At 59.2% G+C, this 20,896-nt stretch carries 25 protein-coding genes; all 25 read right to left on the bottom strand.

All coding sequences use genetic code 11. The features are described from left to right. Positions 1–274: 274 nt before the first annotated feature. Positions 275–4,339: a phage tail tape measure protein gene (locus tag HY962_07230; GenBank protein ID MBI5646709.1), complete on the bottom strand. Its 4,065-nt coding sequence runs from the start codon at positions 4,337–4,339 to the stop codon at positions 275–277. Further along, positions 4,339–4,728 (bottom strand): hypothetical protein, encoded by a 390-nt coding sequence (locus tag HY962_07225; protein ID MBI5646708.1) that lies wholly within the window; start codon positions 4,726–4,728, stop codon positions 4,339–4,341. Before HY962_07225 ends, HY962_07230 begins: the two co-directional genes overlap by 1 nt. Further along, positions 4,725–4,895, bottom strand: a complete 171-nt coding sequence (locus HY962_07220) for a hypothetical protein (GenBank protein MBI5646707.1) — start codon at positions 4,893–4,895, stop codon at positions 4,725–4,727. The genes HY962_07225 and HY962_07220 overlap by 4 nt, the downstream gene beginning before the upstream one ends. Continuing rightward, positions 4,892–5,404 carry a hypothetical protein gene (locus tag HY962_07215; GenBank protein ID MBI5646706.1) on the bottom strand — a complete coding sequence of 171 codons (513 nt, stop codon included), beginning with the start codon at positions 5,402–5,404 and terminating at the stop codon, positions 4,892–4,894. The genes HY962_07220 and HY962_07215 overlap by 4 nt, the downstream gene beginning before the upstream one ends. A gap of 8 nt (positions 5,405–5,412) precedes the next feature. Then, positions 5,413–5,919, bottom strand: coding sequence for a hypothetical protein (locus HY962_07210; GenBank protein ID MBI5646705.1), 507 nt, complete (start codon positions 5,917–5,919; stop codon positions 5,413–5,415). Then, positions 5,919–6,293: a hypothetical protein gene (locus HY962_07205; GenBank protein ID MBI5646704.1), complete on the bottom strand. Its 375-nt coding sequence runs from the start codon at positions 6,291–6,293 to the stop codon at positions 5,919–5,921. Before HY962_07205 ends, HY962_07210 begins: the two co-directional genes overlap by 1 nt. Positions 6,294–6,296: 3 nt before the next feature. Continuing rightward, a complete protein-coding gene (locus HY962_07200) occupies positions 6,297–6,512 on the bottom strand; it encodes a hypothetical protein (GenBank protein MBI5646703.1) in 216 nt (71 codons plus the stop codon). Between the two features lie 68 nt (positions 6,513–6,580). Then, a complete protein-coding gene (locus HY962_07195) occupies positions 6,581–8,941 on the bottom strand; it encodes a DUF2190 family protein (protein ID MBI5646702.1) in 2,361 nt (786 codons plus the stop codon). Between the two features lie 21 nt (positions 8,942–8,962). Next, positions 8,963–9,616, bottom strand: a complete 654-nt coding sequence (locus HY962_07190; protein ID MBI5646701.1) for a hypothetical protein — start codon at positions 9,614–9,616, stop codon at positions 8,963–8,965. A 40-nt stretch (positions 9,617–9,656) separates the two neighbouring features. Then, entirely contained in the window at positions 9,657–9,851 is a 195-nt protein-coding gene (locus tag HY962_07185; protein MBI5646700.1) for a hypothetical protein, read from the bottom strand. A 178-nt stretch (positions 9,852–10,029) separates the two neighbouring features. After that, the gene (locus HY962_07180; GenBank protein MBI5646699.1) at positions 10,030–10,224 is read right to left on the bottom strand and encodes a hypothetical protein; all 195 of its coding nucleotides are present in this window, start codon (positions 10,222–10,224) and stop codon (positions 10,030–10,032) included. A gap of 37 nt (positions 10,225–10,261) precedes the next feature. After that, on the bottom strand, positions 10,262–11,959 hold the full coding sequence (locus HY962_07175; GenBank protein MBI5646698.1) for a hypothetical protein: 1,698 nt from the start codon (positions 11,957–11,959) through the stop codon (positions 10,262–10,264). After that, positions 11,956–12,312: a hypothetical protein gene (locus HY962_07170; protein MBI5646697.1), complete on the bottom strand. Its 357-nt coding sequence runs from the start codon at positions 12,310–12,312 to the stop codon at positions 11,956–11,958. The genes HY962_07175 and HY962_07170 overlap by 4 nt, the downstream gene beginning before the upstream one ends. Then, complete coding sequence (locus HY962_07165) at positions 12,312–13,991, bottom strand: hypothetical protein (protein ID MBI5646696.1); 1,680 nt, start codon at positions 13,989–13,991, stop codon at positions 12,312–12,314. Before HY962_07165 ends, HY962_07170 begins: the two co-directional genes overlap by 1 nt. A gap of 31 nt (positions 13,992–14,022) precedes the next feature. Continuing rightward, positions 14,023–14,307: a hypothetical protein gene (locus HY962_07160; protein MBI5646695.1), complete on the bottom strand. Its 285-nt coding sequence runs from the start codon at positions 14,305–14,307 to the stop codon at positions 14,023–14,025. A 1-nt stretch (position 14,308) separates the two neighbouring features. Next, entirely contained in the window at positions 14,309–14,983 is a 675-nt protein-coding gene (locus tag HY962_07155) for a hypothetical protein (protein ID MBI5646694.1), read from the bottom strand. Between the two features lies 1 nt (position 14,984). Then, positions 14,985–15,311: a hypothetical protein gene (locus tag HY962_07150; protein ID MBI5646693.1), complete on the bottom strand. Its 327-nt coding sequence runs from the start codon at positions 15,309–15,311 to the stop codon at positions 14,985–14,987. A 185-nt stretch (positions 15,312–15,496) separates the two neighbouring features. Continuing rightward, positions 15,497–15,976: a hypothetical protein gene (locus HY962_07145; GenBank protein ID MBI5646692.1), complete on the bottom strand. Its 480-nt coding sequence runs from the start codon at positions 15,974–15,976 to the stop codon at positions 15,497–15,499. Positions 15,977–15,984: 8 nt separating this feature from the next. Continuing rightward, complete coding sequence (locus tag HY962_07140) at positions 15,985–16,596, bottom strand: hypothetical protein (GenBank protein MBI5646691.1); 612 nt, start codon at positions 16,594–16,596, stop codon at positions 15,985–15,987. Next, entirely contained in the window at positions 16,596–17,075 is a 480-nt protein-coding gene (locus HY962_07135; protein ID MBI5646690.1) for a hypothetical protein, read from the bottom strand. The genes HY962_07140 and HY962_07135 overlap by 1 nt, the downstream gene beginning before the upstream one ends. Position 17,076: 1 nt before the next feature. After that, complete coding sequence (locus tag HY962_07130) at positions 17,077–17,508, bottom strand: hypothetical protein (protein MBI5646689.1); 432 nt, start codon at positions 17,506–17,508, stop codon at positions 17,077–17,079. Further along, positions 17,505–17,945 (bottom strand): DUF1320 family protein, encoded by a 441-nt coding sequence (locus tag HY962_07125; protein MBI5646688.1) that lies wholly within the window; start codon positions 17,943–17,945, stop codon positions 17,505–17,507. Before HY962_07125 ends, HY962_07130 begins: the two co-directional genes overlap by 4 nt. A 197-nt stretch (positions 17,946–18,142) precedes the next feature. After that, positions 18,143–19,156, bottom strand: coding sequence for a major capsid protein (locus HY962_07120; protein ID MBI5646687.1), 1,014 nt, complete (start codon positions 19,154–19,156; stop codon positions 18,143–18,145). Positions 19,157–19,204: 48 nt separating this feature from the next. Continuing rightward, positions 19,205–19,549, bottom strand: a complete 345-nt coding sequence (locus tag HY962_07115) for a head decoration protein (GenBank protein MBI5646686.1) — start codon at positions 19,547–19,549, stop codon at positions 19,205–19,207. Between the two features lie 66 nt (positions 19,550–19,615). Then, positions 19,616–20,656, bottom strand: coding sequence for a hypothetical protein (locus HY962_07110; protein ID MBI5646685.1), 1,041 nt, complete (start codon positions 20,654–20,656; stop codon positions 19,616–19,618). Positions 20,657–20,896: the final 240 nt, after the last annotated feature.

Here is a 20,896-nt window from a genome sequence, read left to right as displayed (position 1 = left end):
AGCGGATGGTGTTTCCGCGTTTGGGTCTCGAAGGAGGTTTCGCCGCACTGGGCGGGTCGGATGCGAGTCTCTTGTTCTTCAGCGCCGGTGCGCGTTTATATCTGACCGAGAGTAACATATCGCCGTACATCGCGGGCGGAGTATAACGGCGCACCTAGTTTGGCCACGTTTTGCACCTGGTTTGGCCAAGACCGAGCAGCCAAAACCTGCAAAAAACGATCATTATAGTGGCCTGTAACTGTGATTTTCGTCTGACATAATGACAGGCGGGCGATTAGCGGTACCGTTGACGCTGGCGAGCGCGGTTACGGTCAGACGCGACACGGATCTGTTCGCCGGTCAGAACGAAGCGGCCGTTGATCTGGTCGATCGCGCTGCGCAACATAGCAAATTCTGACCGCAGGAGCGAATACATCGTAGCCGCCTGCGCCGCCTGTAACGCCTCGATGTCCTGGTCGCGGAAAATCCATTCTGTGTTGCGCGACATGCCGGCCCTTGCTGCGTCGCCAACAACAGCTACAGTCGGCTCGTCCACACGGCCGCCCGACGCAAAACTGGCTAGCTGCGCCAGGACTGGACCCAACAGACCACCTACCAGCCCGCGTGCCGCCACCTTTATCATGGGTATTACTCCTAGCTTAACCCAGAACGGCAGAGCTGCGGACGCAGGGTCAATTAGCAACCAGTCCAACACCATTTTTTCGATGGCCGCCGCAGCAAGGTTTTCGAGGATGCCGGCAATCATGGACATCGTACCACGAACCGACTCACGCATCGCCTCCGGGTCGCCCGAGAATAGGCCAGCCATGGCATCGCTGAATCCCGCACTCATGGTTTCCATAATCCCGTTGAGCGAATCAGCCTTTTCGCTCAGGGCGCCTTCGATCTCGGCCAGATCGCGACGTGCCTTTTCGGCCTCGGGAGATCCGGGCGCTAACGTGGCCAGCTCCGCTGCTTTTCGTGCACGATCAGCCTCAAGCTTCCGCACAGCCTGGACACGATCGGCTTCCGCCTGCTGCCCGGCAATACGCGCCTGCAGAACCTGGCGCTTGCGTGCGATCTCTTCCTCGACCGCCTCACGACGAGCCGCAAAGACGCGTTCGAGCTGCTCCTTCGCTTCGGCGCTATCCCCCACGGCGTCGAGTTCGCGTTTCTTCTGCGCATCGAGCGCGGCCAGGCGATCATCGGACTGTAGATCCAGAGATTTTGTGCCCAGCCGCTCCTGCAGCTCCACCAGCCGATCGAAGAATGCGCGTTCGCGGTCGAGCCGTGCCTGCATTGCCGCGGCCTCACGCTCCATTTTATCATTCAGCAAGTCGCGCTCGCGGTCTGCAGCCTCGCGTGCCAGGTCATACTGTCTCTGGTAGAGATCACGCATTTTAGCCTGCAGCTCGTCGACGAGATCGGAGTTACCGGCGGTCTGTGCCTGCAGAACCTCCTGGTTGATTTCAGCGAGCTGGCGGCCGATCTCTGCCACGATGGCCGTGTTGTTCGCCAATCCGAGGCCCACCTCAAATTCGATTACGGCCAGACGCTCGTCGCGGATCTTCTGAGCCAGGTCTCGCGCATCCTCGAGCACGCCTGCCTGTGCCTCTTTGATAGTGTTTTCCTGGGCCGCAATGTCGACGTTGATTTCCTGGATGCGCGCCTGGATGCCCTCCACATCCTTTGCGCCGTCCTTGTATTTTCGAGCGGTGGCGAGGCGCCTATTTTCAAGCTCAAGCTGTTGCGCCAGTACACCACGGTGTGCGGTCGCATCAGCGAGTTCGTCCTCGGCCGTGCGCTTGCGTCCTTCGTCCAGCCTGCGTGATTCTCGCACTACCTGCGCACGTTTCTCCTCATTGGTCAGAGTGCGCAGTTCTGTGTCGAGCTTCTTCTTGGCGAGGTCGTAGGCCGACTCGCCGCTTTTCGTGTTTTTACCCTGGAGTTGCTCCAGTTCCTTCTGAAGAGCCGCGCGTTGTGAGTCCAGGGATGCCAGTTGCTTGATTCGGTCAACCGATAGAAACGGAATTTTCGCGCGCTGTTCTTCTATTGATTTGATCTGTGCTTCAATCTCAGCGATACGCCCACCAACGGTCAGCACTTCCTGTTTTTTCTGTACGGCAGCAGCGCCTGTCTCTTCCTCTTTTTGCTTTTCACTCGAGAGTTGCTGCAAACGAGCCTGGTGGTACTTCGCCGCAAGGGCCGTCAACTGGCGCACCTGTTCGGGTTCTGCGCCGGAGTCTGCAATACGCTTCCTTACTGCGTCATATGCATCGGCCAACTCGGCACCGTTTTTTGCGTCCTGCATCTCGAGGGTGAAGCTCTTTACAAACTGCTGTGCGCTCACACGGCCAGCGGAACCGAGGCCCAGCCATTCGCCAATATCAGCCGCTTTGTTCTCCATGAAACCCTGAGAATCGTTGATGATCTCGGTCATCATATTCTCAATATCTTCCGCGGCCACGTCGACCTGGTCTTGAAGTTGCAGCTTCAATAGATCCTGCTCAGCCTGACTCAGCCGGTCCAACGATCCCTGCAGGTCGTCGATCTTCGAAGCTGAATCGGCCGCGAGCTTCTTGACGGCGTCGAGGTTATCGGCGAGATCGCCAGTCCGTTTAATGACACCCGGATATTGTCCGTTGAGCTGCTCTGTTATTTGGCTGAGCCGCTCTTTCTTCGACGCGGCCTCCTCCGCACTCAATCCCGACGCCTCGACTTGTTTTGCCAGGTGCACGTACTCCCATGCCAACGCCTCAGTGCTTTCGACCTGCGCCATACGTGACTCGGTCTCGGCCTTTTGTTGCTGAGTGAATTTGAGCTGCTCATTCGTCTCGGCCGCACGCTCTGCCGCCGTTTCATTCAGCGCATCGGTCAAAAGCTTTGTAGCAGTCACCACGGCGGCAATACCGGCAATGGTGAGAAACACAGGATTTGTAGCGAACGCCACAGCCGCCTTACTGAGACCAGCAAATGCGAGCTTCCCGCCTGCACTAGCGGTGAACAACGCAGGCGCAATCTTCTGAATCGCCGGCAGTGCCTTGGTGTCGAGAGCCACCTTGAGCGAGGTGATTGCCGAGTCGGGTACGATGGACTTCAGACTTGTGATGGCCGTGAGCGTTGGCGCGAGCGAAGCGACTGTGTTGGCCGCCGATATCGCGCCACCGCCTATCACATCAAACGCGCCCATGAAATACGACTGAATTTTGTTGAGTGTGATCTTCGCCTGTACCTCGATCCCTTCGGACGCGACGGCGAACGCCTGCTGCGAGGCCTTGGCTTTGACCTGGAGCTGCACGGCGTCAAAAGTGGAATTCGCGCGTGATGCGTTTTCTCCTGTTACGAGCAGCGCGGCCGAGGCGGCCTCGCTGCTACTGAACACCTGCGTCATCGACAGGCCCATCGACGCGGCGGCTTTCTCGACCTTCTGCAGAGTCGGAATAAGGCCCTTCCGACGGATCTCCTCTCCAATGTTCGCTGCGTTTAGACCGACTGAGTTCATGACAGATGCCAGAGGTCCTGCCGGTTTTTGCAGCTCCACTATCGCCGATCGAATCTGAGTAGTAGCCTGACTTGTGGGCACGCCGAGCGATGTCATCTGTGCGATCATCGCGGCGACTTCTTCGAACACGACGCCGGCGGCCGACGCCGCGGGAATCACGTTTGCCAGACTGGCGTTCATTTCCGGCAGTGTCGTCTTTCCAACGTTGATGGCGCCGAAGAATATGTCGCTCACGCGTGCAGCGTCGGTCGCAGGCAGCTTGTACGCGTTCATCACCGAGGTGAGACCGTTGACAGCGCTCTGCGTGTCGCTCATGCCGGCGACGGCCATCTTCGATGCCGTCTCGACAAACGAGATGATCTCCTCCTGCGTGCCCGTGACGCCGGCACCGATTGCGTCGTATACACCTGCAGCGATCGCGGCGGCAGAGTCAGGCACGCGAGTCGAGAGGTCTATCGCCAGGTCGGCGTACGCCTCAAAATTCTCGACTCCAAGCGTACCGATATTCTTCACCTGAGTATCGAGTGCGGTAAACGGTGCGCTCAGATCCTGCACCGCGGAGCTGACGGCCGTCACACTTTGATAGAGCTGGTTGAACTGAAAGGCCCTGCCTCCCGGCACGCCGCTTCCAGCAGCCGCTGGCGTGTTCAGCTTTTCATCAGTGCGGTCGATTTCCTCACCAGCATCTTTTGCCGCCTTCTGTACCTGGCGCAGTTCTGCGGCAAGGGCATCTCCGTCGATCGGTTTGATTTCCTGCCCGAGAGGTCCCAATGCGCGTTTAAGCGCCATGATCATAACATTTAGGCGCGCCACATCGAGTGCGGGAGAGAACGTGACAACTACTGGAAGTTCAGGCATCACGTCACCACATATTCGCGCAACGCGCTGGCGGGGTTTACACCCCAGACGCCGCCAGGCACTTCACCACCTGCAGGCGTGTACGGCGCGAGTTCACAAATCGTGTTGACTCGCAGCTCTACTCGTCGTCCGGGCGTGCCGGGGTGCAGGTACTTGATCAGCACACGTATCTCCATCATGCAGTCCGAGAAGATGACCGTGTCTTCGATAGAATATGAGACCAGCATGCGCGGCGAGAACCAGGTACGAAGGTAATCCGCTAGGCGGCCACCATGATGCGACGCCGGCGTGAGCTGTATTGTGCGCGCCATCGCAGCCCAATCACGCAGTCGCCACGCGTTGAGAAAATCGCGCACTTTGTCTGTCGCATCACGTTCGCTGATTGTCACATCGACTCCATCAGATATTCGATCCCACTGATTGCATCGTACCAGAGCGTTCGCCGGGCATCCGCCATCCGCAGCGGATCGTTCTGCGCGACAAGGGCAACCAACGGGTCGCGCCGCGCATCAGACAGCCGCAGCCTGAGAGTGCCATCATCGTACAGAGTCCTCATGACTCCGTCGCGTTCGAAGAGGCGGCGGGCCGCTCCGCGGCGTTGATCTGTGCGAGATTCGATCCGAGCGATGCGATGAGATCGGCCAGATCCACGCGTACTTCGTCGGCTCGCGATAGCACTGTTCGCGCGACGGACTCCAGCCCGAAACGCGTAAAAAAATCACTCACGCAGGCCTCCACATCGGCGTGTGTGCGGACGCTCATTGTGCGCACATCCTGCAGCGCCCGCTCGTATTCCTGGTCGGAAAACGGCGCGGGCTTCCCGTCGGCATCGATGCGCCGCAACGTATAGGCGAACGCGCGAAGCAGATAATCGCCACCGCCCGCACGTAGCATCTGCGCGACGTGCGCTGCCGGCTTTTCGAGCATCGCTCGCTTGTAGTACAAAACCTCCGCGGCCATGTTAGCCTGTTCGAGCGTGATGAGTTCCATGTCGTAGCGATACGTCGCGCCCTCGACCGTGAAATCGCGCACCAACATGCCGCCGCGTTCTTCGTGTCCCACCATAAATCCTCCTACGCTGGATCATTCACCAGCAGTGTATCCTCATTCCAGAGGTGGTCCGTGCCGGTCATTCCGGTCGGTTGATACAACGAGGTCAGCGCCTTCGTTACTCGCACCTCAAACGACGGTCTGCCCTCGGACTGCACGGGTGCCCAGGTTACGCCGACGGGATCTGCGAGCCAGATCGATACCAGCCGGCCGTGCTCTTGCGAGGCGTCGGGTTTGAGAATCACAAACGCATCCCACGCGCGTCCCATGTAGGCGTCCAGATCATATACCATCTGCTCGAACGTGTTCTGCAGCACTAGTGCACGCGCCTCGAACAACCAACCGCACGTGCGCGTATCGCCGTACATACCGCGCGCAGTGACCGGCTGGATGTCCCACGTCGACCCCTGGCGCAAATGGTAGAAGTGAAACAGATCCTGATTATCCTTGCCGCGGAGAACCAGCCGATGCATTGGCATGTCGCGCCACTCATCGATGTCGCGGTAGACAAAATCAACCGGCGGCGGCATTACGATGGCTCCACTGCAAATAGCTCGAGGCCTGTCTCGGGAAACAATACGATGTCGTCACGAAACGTGATCGGACAACGGCCGTCGGCCGTACGCACCTGGATCCAGTTCACCGCGTCGTTCGCGTCGTACGGATACTGGATCTCCCGCACCTCGGCTGTCCAGAAATCGAGCACCCAGAGAACGTCATTGATCGCGCCTTCGGTGGTTATGGTCAGTGTCCATACCCGCCGATGTGCAAGCAGGTGGTCAACCAGTCGGCCGCGCAACGTTGTCGACTGCTGCCGTGTTGTTTCTGGCAGCATGATGAGCGACAGCTCACGGAACAGCTCCGTAGTAGTCGTCGCTCCGTTCGTATAGCGCAGCCGCACCACGAGTTACTTCTCGTCCTGCGTTTCGGACTTGGTCGCCGGCGCCGGCGTCGACCGTACTGCTGACTGGGCTGTTGGTACGCTCCACTGGCGGCGCGCCGTGCCGGCTTCAACGTTGAGCACGAGCAGCGGACACGGCAGAGAGTCCTGGATGTCTGTCATGACCGCGAGGTTGACAGTCGTATTATCGACCACGGACGTGATGATTGCTGGACGCTGCATGCCGTTGTCCAGGACAAATATAACGATGCGGCCAATCGATGGTGTGAACTGTGCCATGAGGATACCTGTCAAAATGTTGGAGGAAATACGAACTGCTCTCCGAGCTCGAAGCGAAATGACGCAGGACTGAGCGCAGTCCCAAGCTCAAGGAAAAGATTTTCGGTGCCAGTGTTGGAAGCGAGCCGCGATGAAGACACGTTCGGCGAACCTGTCCTCAGATATAAGCGATCGCCGGACGAAAACGCGTACGCCAACGAGTCGCATATGGACGGCGGCAGCAGCACCGATACAACCTCGTCGGTTGCGGCGGCATGAGCCGCCACGCCCACGATACGTCCGTACACTGCATCGGTCGCTGTCGCACGGTACAGCGCACCATCTGCAGCCATGTACAAAACGTCACCCTGAGCCAGAGCCTCTCCTGCAACACACTCACGGGTAAGAGTCGCCTGGTACCCATCGCCGCCGTCCGCAAGCGCTGGGACGCTGCCATCGGTCGTCGCAGGATTATCAGGCTCGCCGAATGCGAAGCGGTCAATGTTTTGCAGCCGCAGCCGCGTCGAGCGCACCGCCCAATCGCGTTCAATCCCAACGACGACGTACTCCACACCATCCTGAACGTATTCGCAGCCAAGCGCCAGATTCAGGATTCGGCCGCGGCCGCCGTCGTCGTCGGGGTGCGTACCGTCGGCACTCTTTCTCCAGCTGCAGAGGTACGGCACATCAATGCTGTATTCGGTCTTATAGAAGGCACCGTCGCGATCGATGAGCCAGGAGACGTAGCTTTCCAAGGTGTCAAACCAGTAGTCATACACGCCGGAGACACGCACGCCGATAAGCCCCACCGGCTCAATCACATCGTCGGTACCGTTGAGCCCATGCTCTACCGTTGTATCTGTATCGCCTACTGCGGCTGTGCGACAAAACAGAGTCGTGCATGAACCCTTCGCATCGTAATACTCGGCTGGATGTGTCGTGACAGCAGCGCCGCCGTTGTAGAACCGTGCGTTGTGGGGCAACAAGACATCGGACCAATTTTCTCCGTCAGCGGCATACCCGGGCTTGAACGACCGGAACGGAATGCCGATCGAGAACAAGAGCTGATCTCCTTCTCGCTTTGCATCCCGCCACTCGTCATTCAACTTGTACACCCCGTTGATCGCATCGTAGATATAGTGCCCACCCTCTCCAGCGAGTCCGCTTGCAGCTCCGTAAAACTGCTTATCGTCGTCAGGATCCATCGGCGACGTGTCCAGGTCCGCCTTTGTCGCATCTCTCAACCATACGCGGTGCTGCGATACGCCGGCGCGCGGAACAAATTCGATCTGCAAATCCGAACTGCCTATGTAGGTAAACCGCACGTACATGCCCAACGCAAAAGCAACGGCATAGATCAGCTCGGCTAAATTGTCGTAACGCTCAAACGCGATTGCCTGGGCGTTGGTGCCTGGAGGAGAGTACACGTCCTTTTTGTCGACGATGCTGGGCTTTACCAGCTGATACTGGCAGTACAGATGGGTGTTACTCAGCGCGCTGGGGACCCAACCAGCAGGCCAGCCCAACATCGGCTCGAAGGCGTCGTCTGAGCGCACGCGATACACTTTTGTGTTCGACGAATCTTTCGCATAGGCATACCGACCATAGCCGCCACCCAGTCGCTTGCAGTACGCAATGCGCTGCGGGATAATTCTGAATCCGCACGTTGAGTTGACGATGCTGATGGCATACGTGCCGCGACCAAGTACCTGTAGGCCGTTTGCCAGTGCCGCACACAGCGACTCAAGCGCAGCATTGACCGAGGTGATGGATCCCCACAGGGCTTCGCGACCGCTGGATGTATCGCGAAAGTACCCCATACGGTCCGCGACCCACGCAGTCTCCCAGGCGGTATTGAATGCGGCAGACACGCCCGTTGTGGCATTGCCGTAGATCAGATCTTTGAGCGGGACACTTTCGAGGATGTCAGCCCAGAACGGCCGCGCTGTAACATCCCACACACGGACGGGGCTGGGAGATTCGCTCCACTGCCCACCGGACCAGACGCTGTCCGTAGCGTGAAACTCAGGACGGATGACGCCTGTGAATTCAGCTTCATCGTTTGTTGGTGCGTCTGGATCCACTGGATTGACAAACAGGGCAACGTAGCGCAGTACTGCAGCGTCGCGGGCGTCGAGGATAAACGCGACTGCGTTTGAATCAGCAGCTCCAGATGCGGACGCCTCGTCCAGGGTGAACGTCAACTCGTCCTCTGCCTGCACACCTGCCTGCAGGTCGAGATCTTTCTTCGTCGTCTTAAGTTGGACGACGTCTATGTCAGGATGGGCGGCCGTGGCGAAAAGGTCATCGTAGGTATCGGCGACGACAAAGAGGACGGTTACGGTACCGTAACCGTCCTCATAAAATGTCGATATCTGACGAAAGCCCGCCACGACGTGTTTTGACCGTAACCGTTAGAGGTACAGCATGACGCCGGTGGCCAGCGTCACAACGTCGCCTGTTGTCAACGCGGGGATGGTGATTGCAGCGTCGGCGCCGAGCGGGGTGATCGTGGTGAGCCATGTTGTTACGGTTCCGGCCGTGATGCCGGCGATCGTCTCGCCCTGGACTTCGACCGGCCAGCTCACCATCTCGTTGCCCTTGGTTGACCGCTCGATATCGCTTGTGATCTTGCCGAGCAGTACTGCCACTGCCACGTCTGCGGCATCCGCGGCGTCGTCACCGAGGCCCACACAGACGAGCACGTAATCATCCTGCAGCGCCTTTACGGCTGCGAGCTTGTCCTTCGATGCCTCGTAGTGCGTGAATTTGATAGTCGGGACATTGTCGCCGCCGCCGCCAACCTTTTCAGCGCCCGTGGCGGCATCAACAACTTTCGTCACCTTCTTCGCCTCCACGGTCACGCCGTTGTCGAGATTGGCCTGGATGTACTCGGTTTTACCGGTCGACATCGGATCCTTGATGCTCGTTTCCGATAGCGCTTCAAACGGCAGCGGCGTGCCGAGTGTCAACGTGCCCGAAGCAGACGTGATTGGATAGATAATGGCGAAGTTGTTGCCGTTGATATACAGCTCCTGTGCAATCTCGGCGGGGGTGCGCTGTGCCATGGTGTTGCTCCTGTGTGGTCTGTTTGGATGTTATGACGTGTCAGTTGTTTGCGCGCCGCGCAAGCTCAACAGCAATGACGCCGGTACGCTCAGGATCTCTGATACTGCAAAGTGCTACATACGCCTGCTGCAACGCTGTCGTTGTACAGTCCGGCAATGCATCGCGCAAGTCCTGCAGCTCAGCGTCCAGAATATCGCTCGCTGTGATCTTGGCGTCATATTCAACGGCTGACATATTTACTCCGGCTCTTCTCGTCAGCCATGACGACTCCTGAGAAACTTGATGAGTTTCACGATCCCCCATCCGGCGCCCAGCAGGATGAGTACAACAGCGACAGCGGCCACTGCCAAGAACCCAATCAGGGGCTTAAAATCGCCGCCGTGCAGCATCAATAGCTGCAGGAGATGGCTTATCATGGAAAACCTCGCCAGGCCCAGGACGAGAAGAGCGCGACCAAGCCGACAACCGCAACAACGCCAACAAGCAACGCGGGGCCGAGCCACCAAGGGACGTCGACAATCATGCCATGCGGTGCTGCGTTGGATGCAAGCGTGTCGGCGCGGGAGATCAGCGCATCGAGTGCGGTTTTTAAAGTGTCGTGATTCATAGCTTCTCCATCAGGTTAAATTTTCTAATAGTTTTCATCATGCACCTCTCCCTGGTCGAATTGTTGCGTACATGGTTCCCGTGGACGTGTTTGTCCCGGCGACCTCGATTCGGATCGTCATCGTCATGCCGTCGTAGATGTTGGCTCCGGTAGTTGATACGCGCAGTGTGCGGCGTGCGTTCCAAGTCGCGGTCCCGGTTTGGTAAAACACCATCGTCGGGGTGGGGTTGCGGCCCGCATTCCCAACATACATTGTCACCACGTAGGCGTCGCCGTTGCCGAAACCGTATTTTCCTCGGCAGTTGTTCGTAGTACTTGCCGGGCTGCTTATCGTCGCCTCGCCGCAGCCCGTGAGATACCAACCGTTTGATGTGTCCGCCGCAACGTCGATCTCGAAATACGGCTTGCCGCTCATCTGGTTTGTGATTGAAACCGTGTACTCTACCCAGCCGAGTTTATATGTTGCCGATCCGCGCGGCACGAACACCTGGTTGCGATATACGTAGCAACTGTCGATAAACCAGCCGCCGCTCGTGTCGGACGCGAATATCTCTGCGTGCACCGAGTCCGGAAGAGTTGCGCTGCCTCCTGAACGTGCATACATTTTATCCAGCATTGGACCCAACAGGCCACTGTCTCGGATGCAGTCAATGTTGATGGAGAGTACATACAGCCCTGCAGTCGAGCTGTCAACATCGATGCATGTATCAAGCGCCGCAGGACGTACAAAGGTGCGCCAGCCCCTAGAGGAGTCGCGCAGCGCCGCGTGTTCGTTCGCATTCAATGCCTGTTCCGCAATGAACGTCGAGGTTGTCGGCGCTCCCACCTGTGCAGCCGTGACCGAGTGCGGATTGTTTGTATTCGCCGCGTGACTAGAGATCGTTGAGGCCGCACCGTCTGCAGTGCTCTGCGCGGTGGCCGCTGCGCTCGCCGCTCCATTTGCGGTGCTTTGCGCAGTGGCTGCTGCGCTCGCCGCGCCGTCTGCAGTGCTCTGCGCGGTGGCCGCCGCGCTCGCCGCTCCATTTGCGGTGCTTTGCGCAGTGGCTGCTGCGCTCGCCGCACCGTCTGCAGTGCTCTGCGCGGTGGCCGCCGCGGCGCCGGCTGCATCTGCAGTGCCTTGTGCTGCAACGGCGGCAGCAGCAATCGCTGCGTCCGTTTGCTCCATGCGCGTGTGGGCGGTATTGAACCACGTCCCGCTCGTGTCCGCAGCACCAGCGCCGCCGGTGATCGTGACGGTGGCGGTCCATGCATCGAAGAGTACGCTGCCCACGCCTGATCCTGTAAATACGACGGATCGAGCCAGGGCGGAATCGCTGCCATGTTTCACCATAATGGGCAGCCCGAGGACTGCAGTGTACGACGGAAGAGCTGGAGCCGGCGACAACGCCCCAAGCACTGCAGCGTCTGCATCTGGTACTACCAAATCAATCCCTGGTGCCGAGGTAGGATACCCGTTTGCAGGAAATCTGTCAGGTGACCACACGCTGATGACGCTATTTGCGATTACGTCGATTGCGATAATGCCGTTCGCATCCGCGGTGTCCTCAACAGGCTTCGTGAGCACTTGGTATGTCGTAGATCCGGCAGGACGCAGCCGCGATATTCGCAGACGAGCCCCGGCGGCCACTGATCCATCAATCAAGCGCAGCTCGCCTGTGATACGGCAGATGCGAGGCTGAGCGGCCATATCTATCACCGCCACCAGCAGCGCCAGAACAATCAGCAGATGCTTCATTGCAAAACCCTTAGAATAAGGTACAGCACGTAGCTGTCATTACGACCGTATACGGTGAGTATGCCATCCTGCCAGATCGCCCACCCGACGTTTGGCTCCTCGGCGGCCTGCAGCACGGGGCCGCGGTTGGCATACGACACAATCGCAAAATCTGTGGACGTCAGCCCGTCGATCGACACAGTAGCACTGTCATCCGGTCCAATCTGGACGAGCCCCGCCAAGTCGGTGAACACGAATCGTGTGCCGCGCAGTGAGATACGCGAGTCGTTGTCCTGCTCGTACGGAACGCTCTCGACTGTAGTCTGTGCACATAGAGTGGCACACATCACTACCAGCATCAACACGGTTTTCATCAGTATATTAACCCCGGGACTTTTTCGATAAACGACACCGTGCACGACAGCCAGTCCTGGTCACGAACACCTCGACGAGACATCAGCATGTTCGGCACTATCAGCGGTACCTGTATTTTTTGACCTACGAAATAGAACGTATTGAGGTCGTTTAGAGCCTTGTACCCCATGCCAACGATTTGCAGGCCGCTGCCGTTGTACACCGTCGACACCGCCGATCCTGCGTAGTAGACGTATACGGCTGCGCCCTGTGGTATTGAATCCCGTAGCGTGAACGTTACGAGGGTATCACGCCTGCGCGCCGTGGTGGATGTGTCTCGACTATGGGTGATTACCATGCGGTCAATCACCAATGGATACGGAGCATGAAACAGCAGCGCCGAGGATCCAGGACCAGTATTCACACCGCCCGCCGCGTCTGCGTGAAAGAACCTGAGAGCCGCCGTATCGCTCGTATTCCAGAACGTCATCTGTGCCATGGGCGCGATGTACTGGCGCCCAAGCCGCCGTACGCTGTCCGCGGATAACCCGGACGAGTAACCTGTAAAATCAATCCGTGAGTGATGGAATTTCCGCGTGCCGTCAAGCAGCTCGCGTATCGAGTCTGCAATGCTACCTGCCGTCGCCCACGACGGCGTGACCCACGATGGGGCCCCGCCAAACATCACCAGGTACTGGCCGTTTGACCCGTGAGACAGATTTGCAACGTTGAGCCGGCGCCCGCCAGTCTGAGTAAACGCCGAATCCAGACCCGCTGACACGCGTGCGTTGACCTGGCCTATCGTCACAAGCCAACGTTTCCTCAACCATCCATATTCATTAAAGCCCAACACGCCGGTCGTATCTGAGGCATCGGTGGCCACGAAGATGTTCTGTGAAATGATGCCGGCGTAGTTCAGCGTGAAAGTCTTCGTACCGGCCTGCAGGTTCAGGTCAGTCCAACCAGACGAACCGAAGTAGAGCTGCGTATTGCCGCCCGTCGATATCACGTTCTGGATCGTGCTGTTGTTCGAGGCGTTGACGATACTCACGTTTGGATCTGCGGCCTGGAGTGTTGATCCGTTCAAGAGTTTGACGCTCCCGACACCCGGCGACGTCGAATCATCGTCTGCATCCAGGTACAGCCACGGCTCTCCATGACCATCGCCGCGAAAGCCGGTGACGCGTGACTCGACCGTCAGCTCGAGCATGTGCCCACGGTATCGATCAAACGTTGCCGACAGTGGACGGTGGTTTGTGCCGTCGATGCCGACGGTCGCCAGATGCCATTCCATCATCCACTTACTGTTGTAGTACTTCGATTCATACTGCTGACCGATAGACGGTTCGGAGAGATCGTCGCGCTCCATGTTGTATCCGAAGCGCATCACGCGATCGGTGTAGTTCGGAGAGCCAGCCGGTCCATTCGTCCACTCGTTGGCCGTCAACGTCAGTGCCCACCATGCGAGCGTGGTATCCATTTCCTGGAATGACCACGGGATTGCCGTCTCTGCAGCTGCGAGAGTATCGCGCCACCGCTGTGACGCATTCCAATCATGCGGTCGCCTGCCGAACAACGAATCTGCAGCAGCGGGATTTGCGGCGATCGCACTGTCGATCTTCGAACGCAGCCAATACTGCAGCAGCCACAGCGTATCGACAGCCACGCTATCACGACGGGCCAATGTGATGCGTTTCACACCACCACCGAACGCGATCTGCGCATGGGCATCAGTCGTGCAAAACGATGACGCCAGAAAAAGCATCAGCAAAAATGATGCGCACGAAATACCGATTCGCGGTGACCGGCGAATGCTCGCCGCACTCGAGTTCCAGGATGCGCGACGGCGGCACGAGGTATCCGGCGGCGTCGTAGCAGTCGACCTTCGGATACCGATAATCGATGGCATGCTCGATGGTGATTTCTGTCGCCGGCGTTGACACGGTTTCCTCGTGCCTGCGCTGCCGTGCGAGCTGCCATCCCGTCGCGGTATCATGGACGATCGAGAGTTCCACATCACGCCGCCTTGCGCTTTATTGCGTCGAGGTAGAGCATCTCGAACGAGATTGCTCCACGTACATATCGGCCGGGATTGCGCGGCTGGCCCCACTTGCCCCACTTATCAGCCCGCCATTCCTTATTGACACACGTCCCGCCGTCTCGCCAGCGGCCGGGAGTTTTCTCGTCCGTCGAGGTGTTACCTTCGTTCGTCGTCACGATCAGCCCTGACGTCTGCGACTGGATCCGATATGTACCACCAACGTGGCCGTGCGCCGTAAGGCCGTTGCGCCAGATGACCTGATCGCACAAAGACAAGCGCGCCGGATCCGTAAAAACCATGCCGCGCTTCTCGTAATACATGTAGCATGCCTGAGTCCCGCCACTATTGAACGCCATCAGATCCGGCAAGTCCCAGATGGAGGCCACAAACCGCAGTTTGAACTGCTCAAGCGCCATACACCAGGATAATCCTGCATCGAGTCCGAGGGCATTCAGAAACTTGTCTACCCAGTACGAACTGTTCGATGAGCCGACCTCATGCACGCCGACGAACGCGTCACACGTGTGCAGGTACGCCGTGCGCACAGTATCGAGATCATGCGGCAGCGATTCATACATCGCGCGAATCTCGCGAAGGCCTGCCTCAGCCTCGAGGTCTTCAGCATTCGGATGATGTCCCAGGAGCAGCATATCACCTCCAGATTATCCATGCCGCCAGGCCAAGCCCTGCAGCAGATTGCACAATGACTGCCCACAACGGATACCACATACGGTCACGATTGCCCGATGCACCGGCCAGTGCGAGCAGGCCGCCGGGGGTCCACCACAGCCAGGTCCAGCTCTTGGTCCACAGCGGATATCTACCGAGGAAATAGTAGAGCAAGTCGCAACCACCGGTCCACCACACAAGCGCGGTGGCTGCAAGCGCTCTCGCGCCGGCGACCTGCCAGATCGCGAAGTACAGCACAACTTGAAACGCCCCCCTGCATGATGCGGTAATACGCGGTAGGCATGGCACCGTGCCCGTCGTTTAGAACATGCTTGAATCCGCACAAGTCGAAGGCAGTGAACAGCATTGACGCAAACACCACTGCAGTAGCAGCGTGTTGATACATCAACACAAGCGGAGCCAGCACTGCAGCGCAGACTATCAGCGCCCAGCCAACATGGTCCCGGCCAAAGATTGCCCGAATGGTGCCCATGTCAGACGGCGGCTGATGCGCGCGATTTACGAATCTGATCCCAGATCTCACGCAGGTAAACCGAGAGAGCGCCCAGCAACACTGCAGCCAGGGGCGACGCTGTCTGCGCGCCCGCGAGAGACGCAATCCACGTCACAAAAAACGGCACCACCGGGGCAAGCACGAGTGGCAGCCACTTCGGGAACCAGGCGGGAAGTTCGTCGACGTACGTGCCGTCGGGTTGGCGCCGGCGCACGGTCAGCACGGATTTCGTAAGCCCGATAAGAAAGGGGGTCAGCAACGCGAGCGCGAGGGGCAGCACATCACCAATCGATTTGATTTTCGAAACATCGACAGTGACGACGGTGGGCACACTGGACAGCGAGTCCGCGGCGGTTTGCGCCGAGGCGGGGATCGCAAGAATGCTTGTGACAATGAATGCGGCAAGCGCGAACATCATGGCCGCGCGGCCGAAACGGTTGAGCATGACGATGGTCTTCATGACTGATCCTATTTGATGATGTCGTACGTGAGTTTGACTACACCCATCACGGCCGCTACGTACGGCAGATACTCGCTGACGCTGCTGTACCACGGATCCGCTGGTGCTTCGTAGCTGATCGCGACGTTGCGGAACTCCACGTCGCGCATGGAAAATTCCAGGTGCGCGGAAAAACGGCCGCCGCGCACCGAGTCAGGCTGACTGATTTCAGCGACCGCAATGATGTCGCGAATACGTTCGCTCTGGTCTATGCGATCGTGCAATTCGCGGATGTACGAATCGCGCTCCGCCAGCGCCGCCGAGCCTTCCGCGTGCATAGTGGCCTGGGCAACAACGCCCGTGTCGACGATAGACGAATCGGCGACAGCCGGCGAATCCGAACCACGCGGCTCCCGTATTCGTACATACCGCACCTCGGGACGCAACTCCGCGCGCAGCTCGACCTCCAGCTCTGCGCGGATGCTGTCGATGTTGATCTCGGCACGCGTCTGCGAGGCCACAGAGTACGCGCCGGCCGGCAGTCCGGTTGCGGGAGGATTGTCGCAACCGGACTGACCGACATATACCGCCGCACCGCTAAGCAGTGCGCCGATGAGCGCGTATAACAGCCGCTGACGCATTAGTGCGTGATCTCCTTGATGAGCATCACAGCGCTGCCTCCGTCTGTATTTTTCCCGGTGCCGCGGCGGTAGACATACTGGAAGAACCGAAGCGTTGGAGGCACAGCCCCGGCAAACGCCTGTTTCAGTTCCTGGTAGGTAACACCGATTGTGCCCGCCTTCGTTTTAGCTGCGGCCTTTACACGCACAGTGTCAGCAAGGATCTGCGCCTCCGTTTGGAATATGCCGGCGTGTACAGGAGACGCCAGAATAACCACGTTGATCGAATCACTGTGTTCCAGAAAAGCATGCAACGAGTCGAGTCGTGGAGTCGAGACGTTCTCCCCTGTCTGCTGCAGCGTGTCCTTGCCGATGCCGTCTCCAGGGAACCCCCCAGACAACGCGAATGTGTCGGCCACCGTGTACACCTGCGCCTCGGCAGCGGGGACTGCGAGTGCCAGGCACGCAAAAAGGATGGTCAGAAGAATGAAAGATTTCACTTTATACCTCAGATTTTGTGGATTGGCCATAATAGGGGACGAGCGTGCGCACGCGTACGTAGTGTTGCCAGAGCCCTGAAGACAGACGCGTGAGATACCCGTCGGCAACAGGCACAAATCGTCCACAGCCCTTCGACGGGGACCACCCGCACACAGATGCGAGAACCTCGGCGATATACTTACCCGCGCCTGCAGATCCATGCAACGCAGGCGTAAGGATGTGCAGATCGAACTGCGCAGTGCGCTTATGTGTCAATGGCCCAGCTTGCACATACGACGAGCCCTGGTACTGCACCAGGACCGAGCATTGAGGGTGCACTACTGGATACGATTCCGGCGCGTCGGGGAATGCGACCACCGAGGCCGCGCTGCCAAGTGATTCCTGGACGCGCGCCACGATTGCATCAACCAATGCGGATACGTACGCACTCACGGCATCGAGTCCAACATGTCCTGGGTGAAAATCCTGTCCGTATCCTTTTTGGATGCGACGGGGGGCGGTGTACGCACGGGCGACGACGCCGTTTCGGTGAGCTGTACGCGGCGGGCGAGCACGTCAGCCAGCCGCTTTTCGGCCCAAGCGTTGGCGTCCGTGATGTTGTCGGGTTTTGGTGTAGGGCGACGGCCGTACATCATATAAGCGACCTTGGCGTCAGCGATACGCCCCAGCAGATCCGGCACCTCTGAAAACGGCACTGCGTACAGGCCGCGCAGCATGGCGTTGAGCTCGTTGTCTACCGCCTGGCAGATCGCGTCGAACCGAGCAGAGGTCACGGTGTTGTTGTCAGCCACCTCGTCGTCCAGGAGCAGCGACATATCCCCGGCAGGGATAAGTGTCTCGATAATGCGGGTGCGCGATGCGTAGGCCATTTCCCTCAGCTCCGCCTTTTGCGTTTGGAATTCTTCGCAGGCGCTGCCTTTGGAGCGCGGCGCTCAGGCGCGTCAACAATCACGGCAACGCCCAGCTCCACCAAACGCTGCGCCTCGCTCTCGTCAATGAGAGCGAGGCCTTCAGCGTCTGCGGTGAAGCCTACAACGTTGCCGGTAATGCGCACGGTCGTCACAGGTCAGAGCACCGTTGCGTAGACGAGCGAACTGCTGTGGTGGATGACGGGCAGCGGCGCGGTGGCGACGAGCAGCATGACCGTCGACGGGTCCTTCAGCTCGAACTGCTTCGAGAAGAATTCGAACGTGCCGAAATTCGCCTCGAGGTCGTCGACCGGGCCGTGCCAGAACGCGTTCGGGGCGTTCGAGCTGACGATAGCGACGTTTGCAGGGACGTAGTCCTGGGCGTTGCCGCTGGCGTCGGTGTACTGTTCCTCGTGCGTCCAGAAGCGCAGCCCTGCGAAGGTGCCGATGTACTCGGCATCGCCGGTGAGATCCAGCGTGCCGACGCGCAGGTTGTTCGCGTCGAGCAGCTTGCGCACGCGCTCGTCGGCGAGGAATGCGTCGGCCGCGTTGCTGCCGAGCGTGACATCGGTTGCGGTGTAGCCCGAGCCCTGGCTGATGAGGCGTTTCCAGGAGCGGATCTGCTGAAGGATGTCGAGGTCCGCGGATCCCGAGTTCCACTTTGCCGCGCCGGCGAGCACAGGCTTGTTCGCTGCGGGCACGCCGTAATCGACCGTGAGATCGCCGTCGTCAAGCGTGATCGTGAACGAACCCTTTGCGGCCTGAGCCGCAAGCCACTCCTTGGTGCGGTCGAACGAGAAACGGAACTCCTGGAGCTGGAACAGAACCTCCTTGTCCAACGATGCCTTCAGCTCCGCGGTGGAGGACACGAACGGCGAAGCGCCGCGCGCCACTGCCTTGAACACGTCGGCGGCGCGAAACGGCATCTTCTCGCGAATCGACGGGATGCGGAACGTCACGATTTTCCGGCCGCCCTTCTCGCGCACCGCCGCTTCGCGGCCGCGTGCCACGAATCGCGCCAGGTTACGGCGCCCTGTGACGATCTCGATATCGGCGTATTCCGCCATGGACTCCCGGCGCACCGGGAACAGGCGGTCCAAGAGCCGTCGCTTCGGCGGCTTGATTTCATTGATCGCGGTCGTCAAGAACCGCGGGGTGTACTGGGAGATCATGGGTGTGTGCTCTCTGTCTGTGATTGCGTGGTGTCGTGGTCAGCAGGGCTATTTGGCCCAGATCGCCTTCTCGAGATCGAGTGCGGCGTTGGCGTCCCAGCCGGTCAGCGCCGACTCGAGAAACTCGCCGTGCCAATAGGCGAACGTCTTCTCGTCGCCACCCGACGCGTCGCAGTCCTCACCGAGGATGCATACGGCGGTGCCGCTGCCGTCGACGGCGGTGTTGTCGTAGGCGGTAAACTTCCCGGTCGCAGTGATGCGCCCGAGCACTGTGCCGGCGGTCAAATTCTGGCCGCTCACAAGGGTGATGGGCAGGGTGACCGTGGGGTGATCGCCGCCCAGCAGATTGCTGCCGGCGAGCGTCGATTCCGTGAGTCCGAGCGATTTGCTCATTGCATGCTCCTATGAGTGATGTTGTAGTCAGCAGTTGGCCAAGCGGGCCGCTATCAGCGAGCGCTGTCAGCGCTCGCTGAACTTCTTCGCGGCAGCTTTCGCGGCGTCGACTTCCGTTTGGTGTTCCGGCGCCGCGCCAGCGGTCACGCGTTCAGCGAACTCGACAACGGGCGGGCGCGCCGCGATGGTGCGCATCAGCGCGTCGGCCTGCGACAGCTGCACCTTCGTACCGTCGGCCTCGGCGAACTCGACTTTCTCGGTCGCGTTCTGCAGCGACAACAGCACGTTTGTGAGCGTGGCACGTTCCGTCTCGCTCGTCACGCGTCGAGCAATCTCGGGGCTCGCGAAGAACGCGGCGATGCGGTCACGCGCGGCCGCGGTTCGCTGTTCGGCGAACTGCGCCTCGAGCTGCTGGATGCGCGCGGTTGCAGCCTCGTGTTTCGACTGTGCGTCGGCGAGCTGCGTCTGCAGCTCCTCAACGCTGGGCGTTGTTGGGGGCATGGATGCTCCTTTGTGTGGTTCGTTGTAGGAATTCACTGCCGGCGTCTCCGTGGGCGGGATCAGGGCCTCGAGATCCCACGGCGCGATGATGGCGTTCACTTTTTGCTCGTCCTTTTCCGTAACGAGGAGGTGATCGCGCAAACCGCTCAGGATGCGTCGCACGGAGTTCCACATCCAGCGTTCGCGATCGCTAAGCGGCTCCGAGAATTCGAACTCGGTGGTTTCGCCTGCGGGCGCTGCGAATTGGAACGACGGCAATCCCTTGATTGCGGGCGGCTGCGCGCCGAGGAATCCCACATGTCGAAGCAGGCCGTCGGGATAGAACGCTGCGCTGACCTTCTTCCACAGCTTGCGCGCCAGCGCTTCCGCGAATTCCGGCTGCACGTCACGCACCTCAGCCACCAGAGTGTTGCCGTCGCGGCGCACGCGCTCAATCCAGCCGTACGCTGGCGCATCGGTCTGCGGGTGTCCAACGACCACCGGCGCCTCGTGTTGGCGCTGCTCGTTATACAGTCTCGCCCGACGGTCGAGCTCCTCCCCGGTGATCGTGTGGGTATTACCCGCAGAATCGGTGTGTGTGCCTGTAGTAAAAAACGGGATGATCATAGCTGATGTTCCGAAAAGTGATTTTGCCAGGATTTGGCGTTTAGAGGCCCGTGGTGCGTTTCGGCGTGTTACGACTCGGGTGCGGAGTATTTAAACGTGCAGTGAACGAGTTAAACGCGGTTTTGAGGGTACTAAGCGTGGGCTGCATGTCCGAAACGGCAGTTACGCTGCCGGTGGACGCCTGCGGGCGTTTTGATGGTGCAAATCTATTCGTATAGCCTCGCGGCGTTTCATCGTCAG

It is taken from the genome of Ignavibacteriota bacterium (assembly GCA_016218045.1).
Classification (GTDB): Bacteria; Bacteroidota; Ignavibacteria; order SZUA-365; family SZUA-365; genus JACRFB01.
This window is presented reverse-complemented; position numbering and strand designations above follow the sequence as displayed.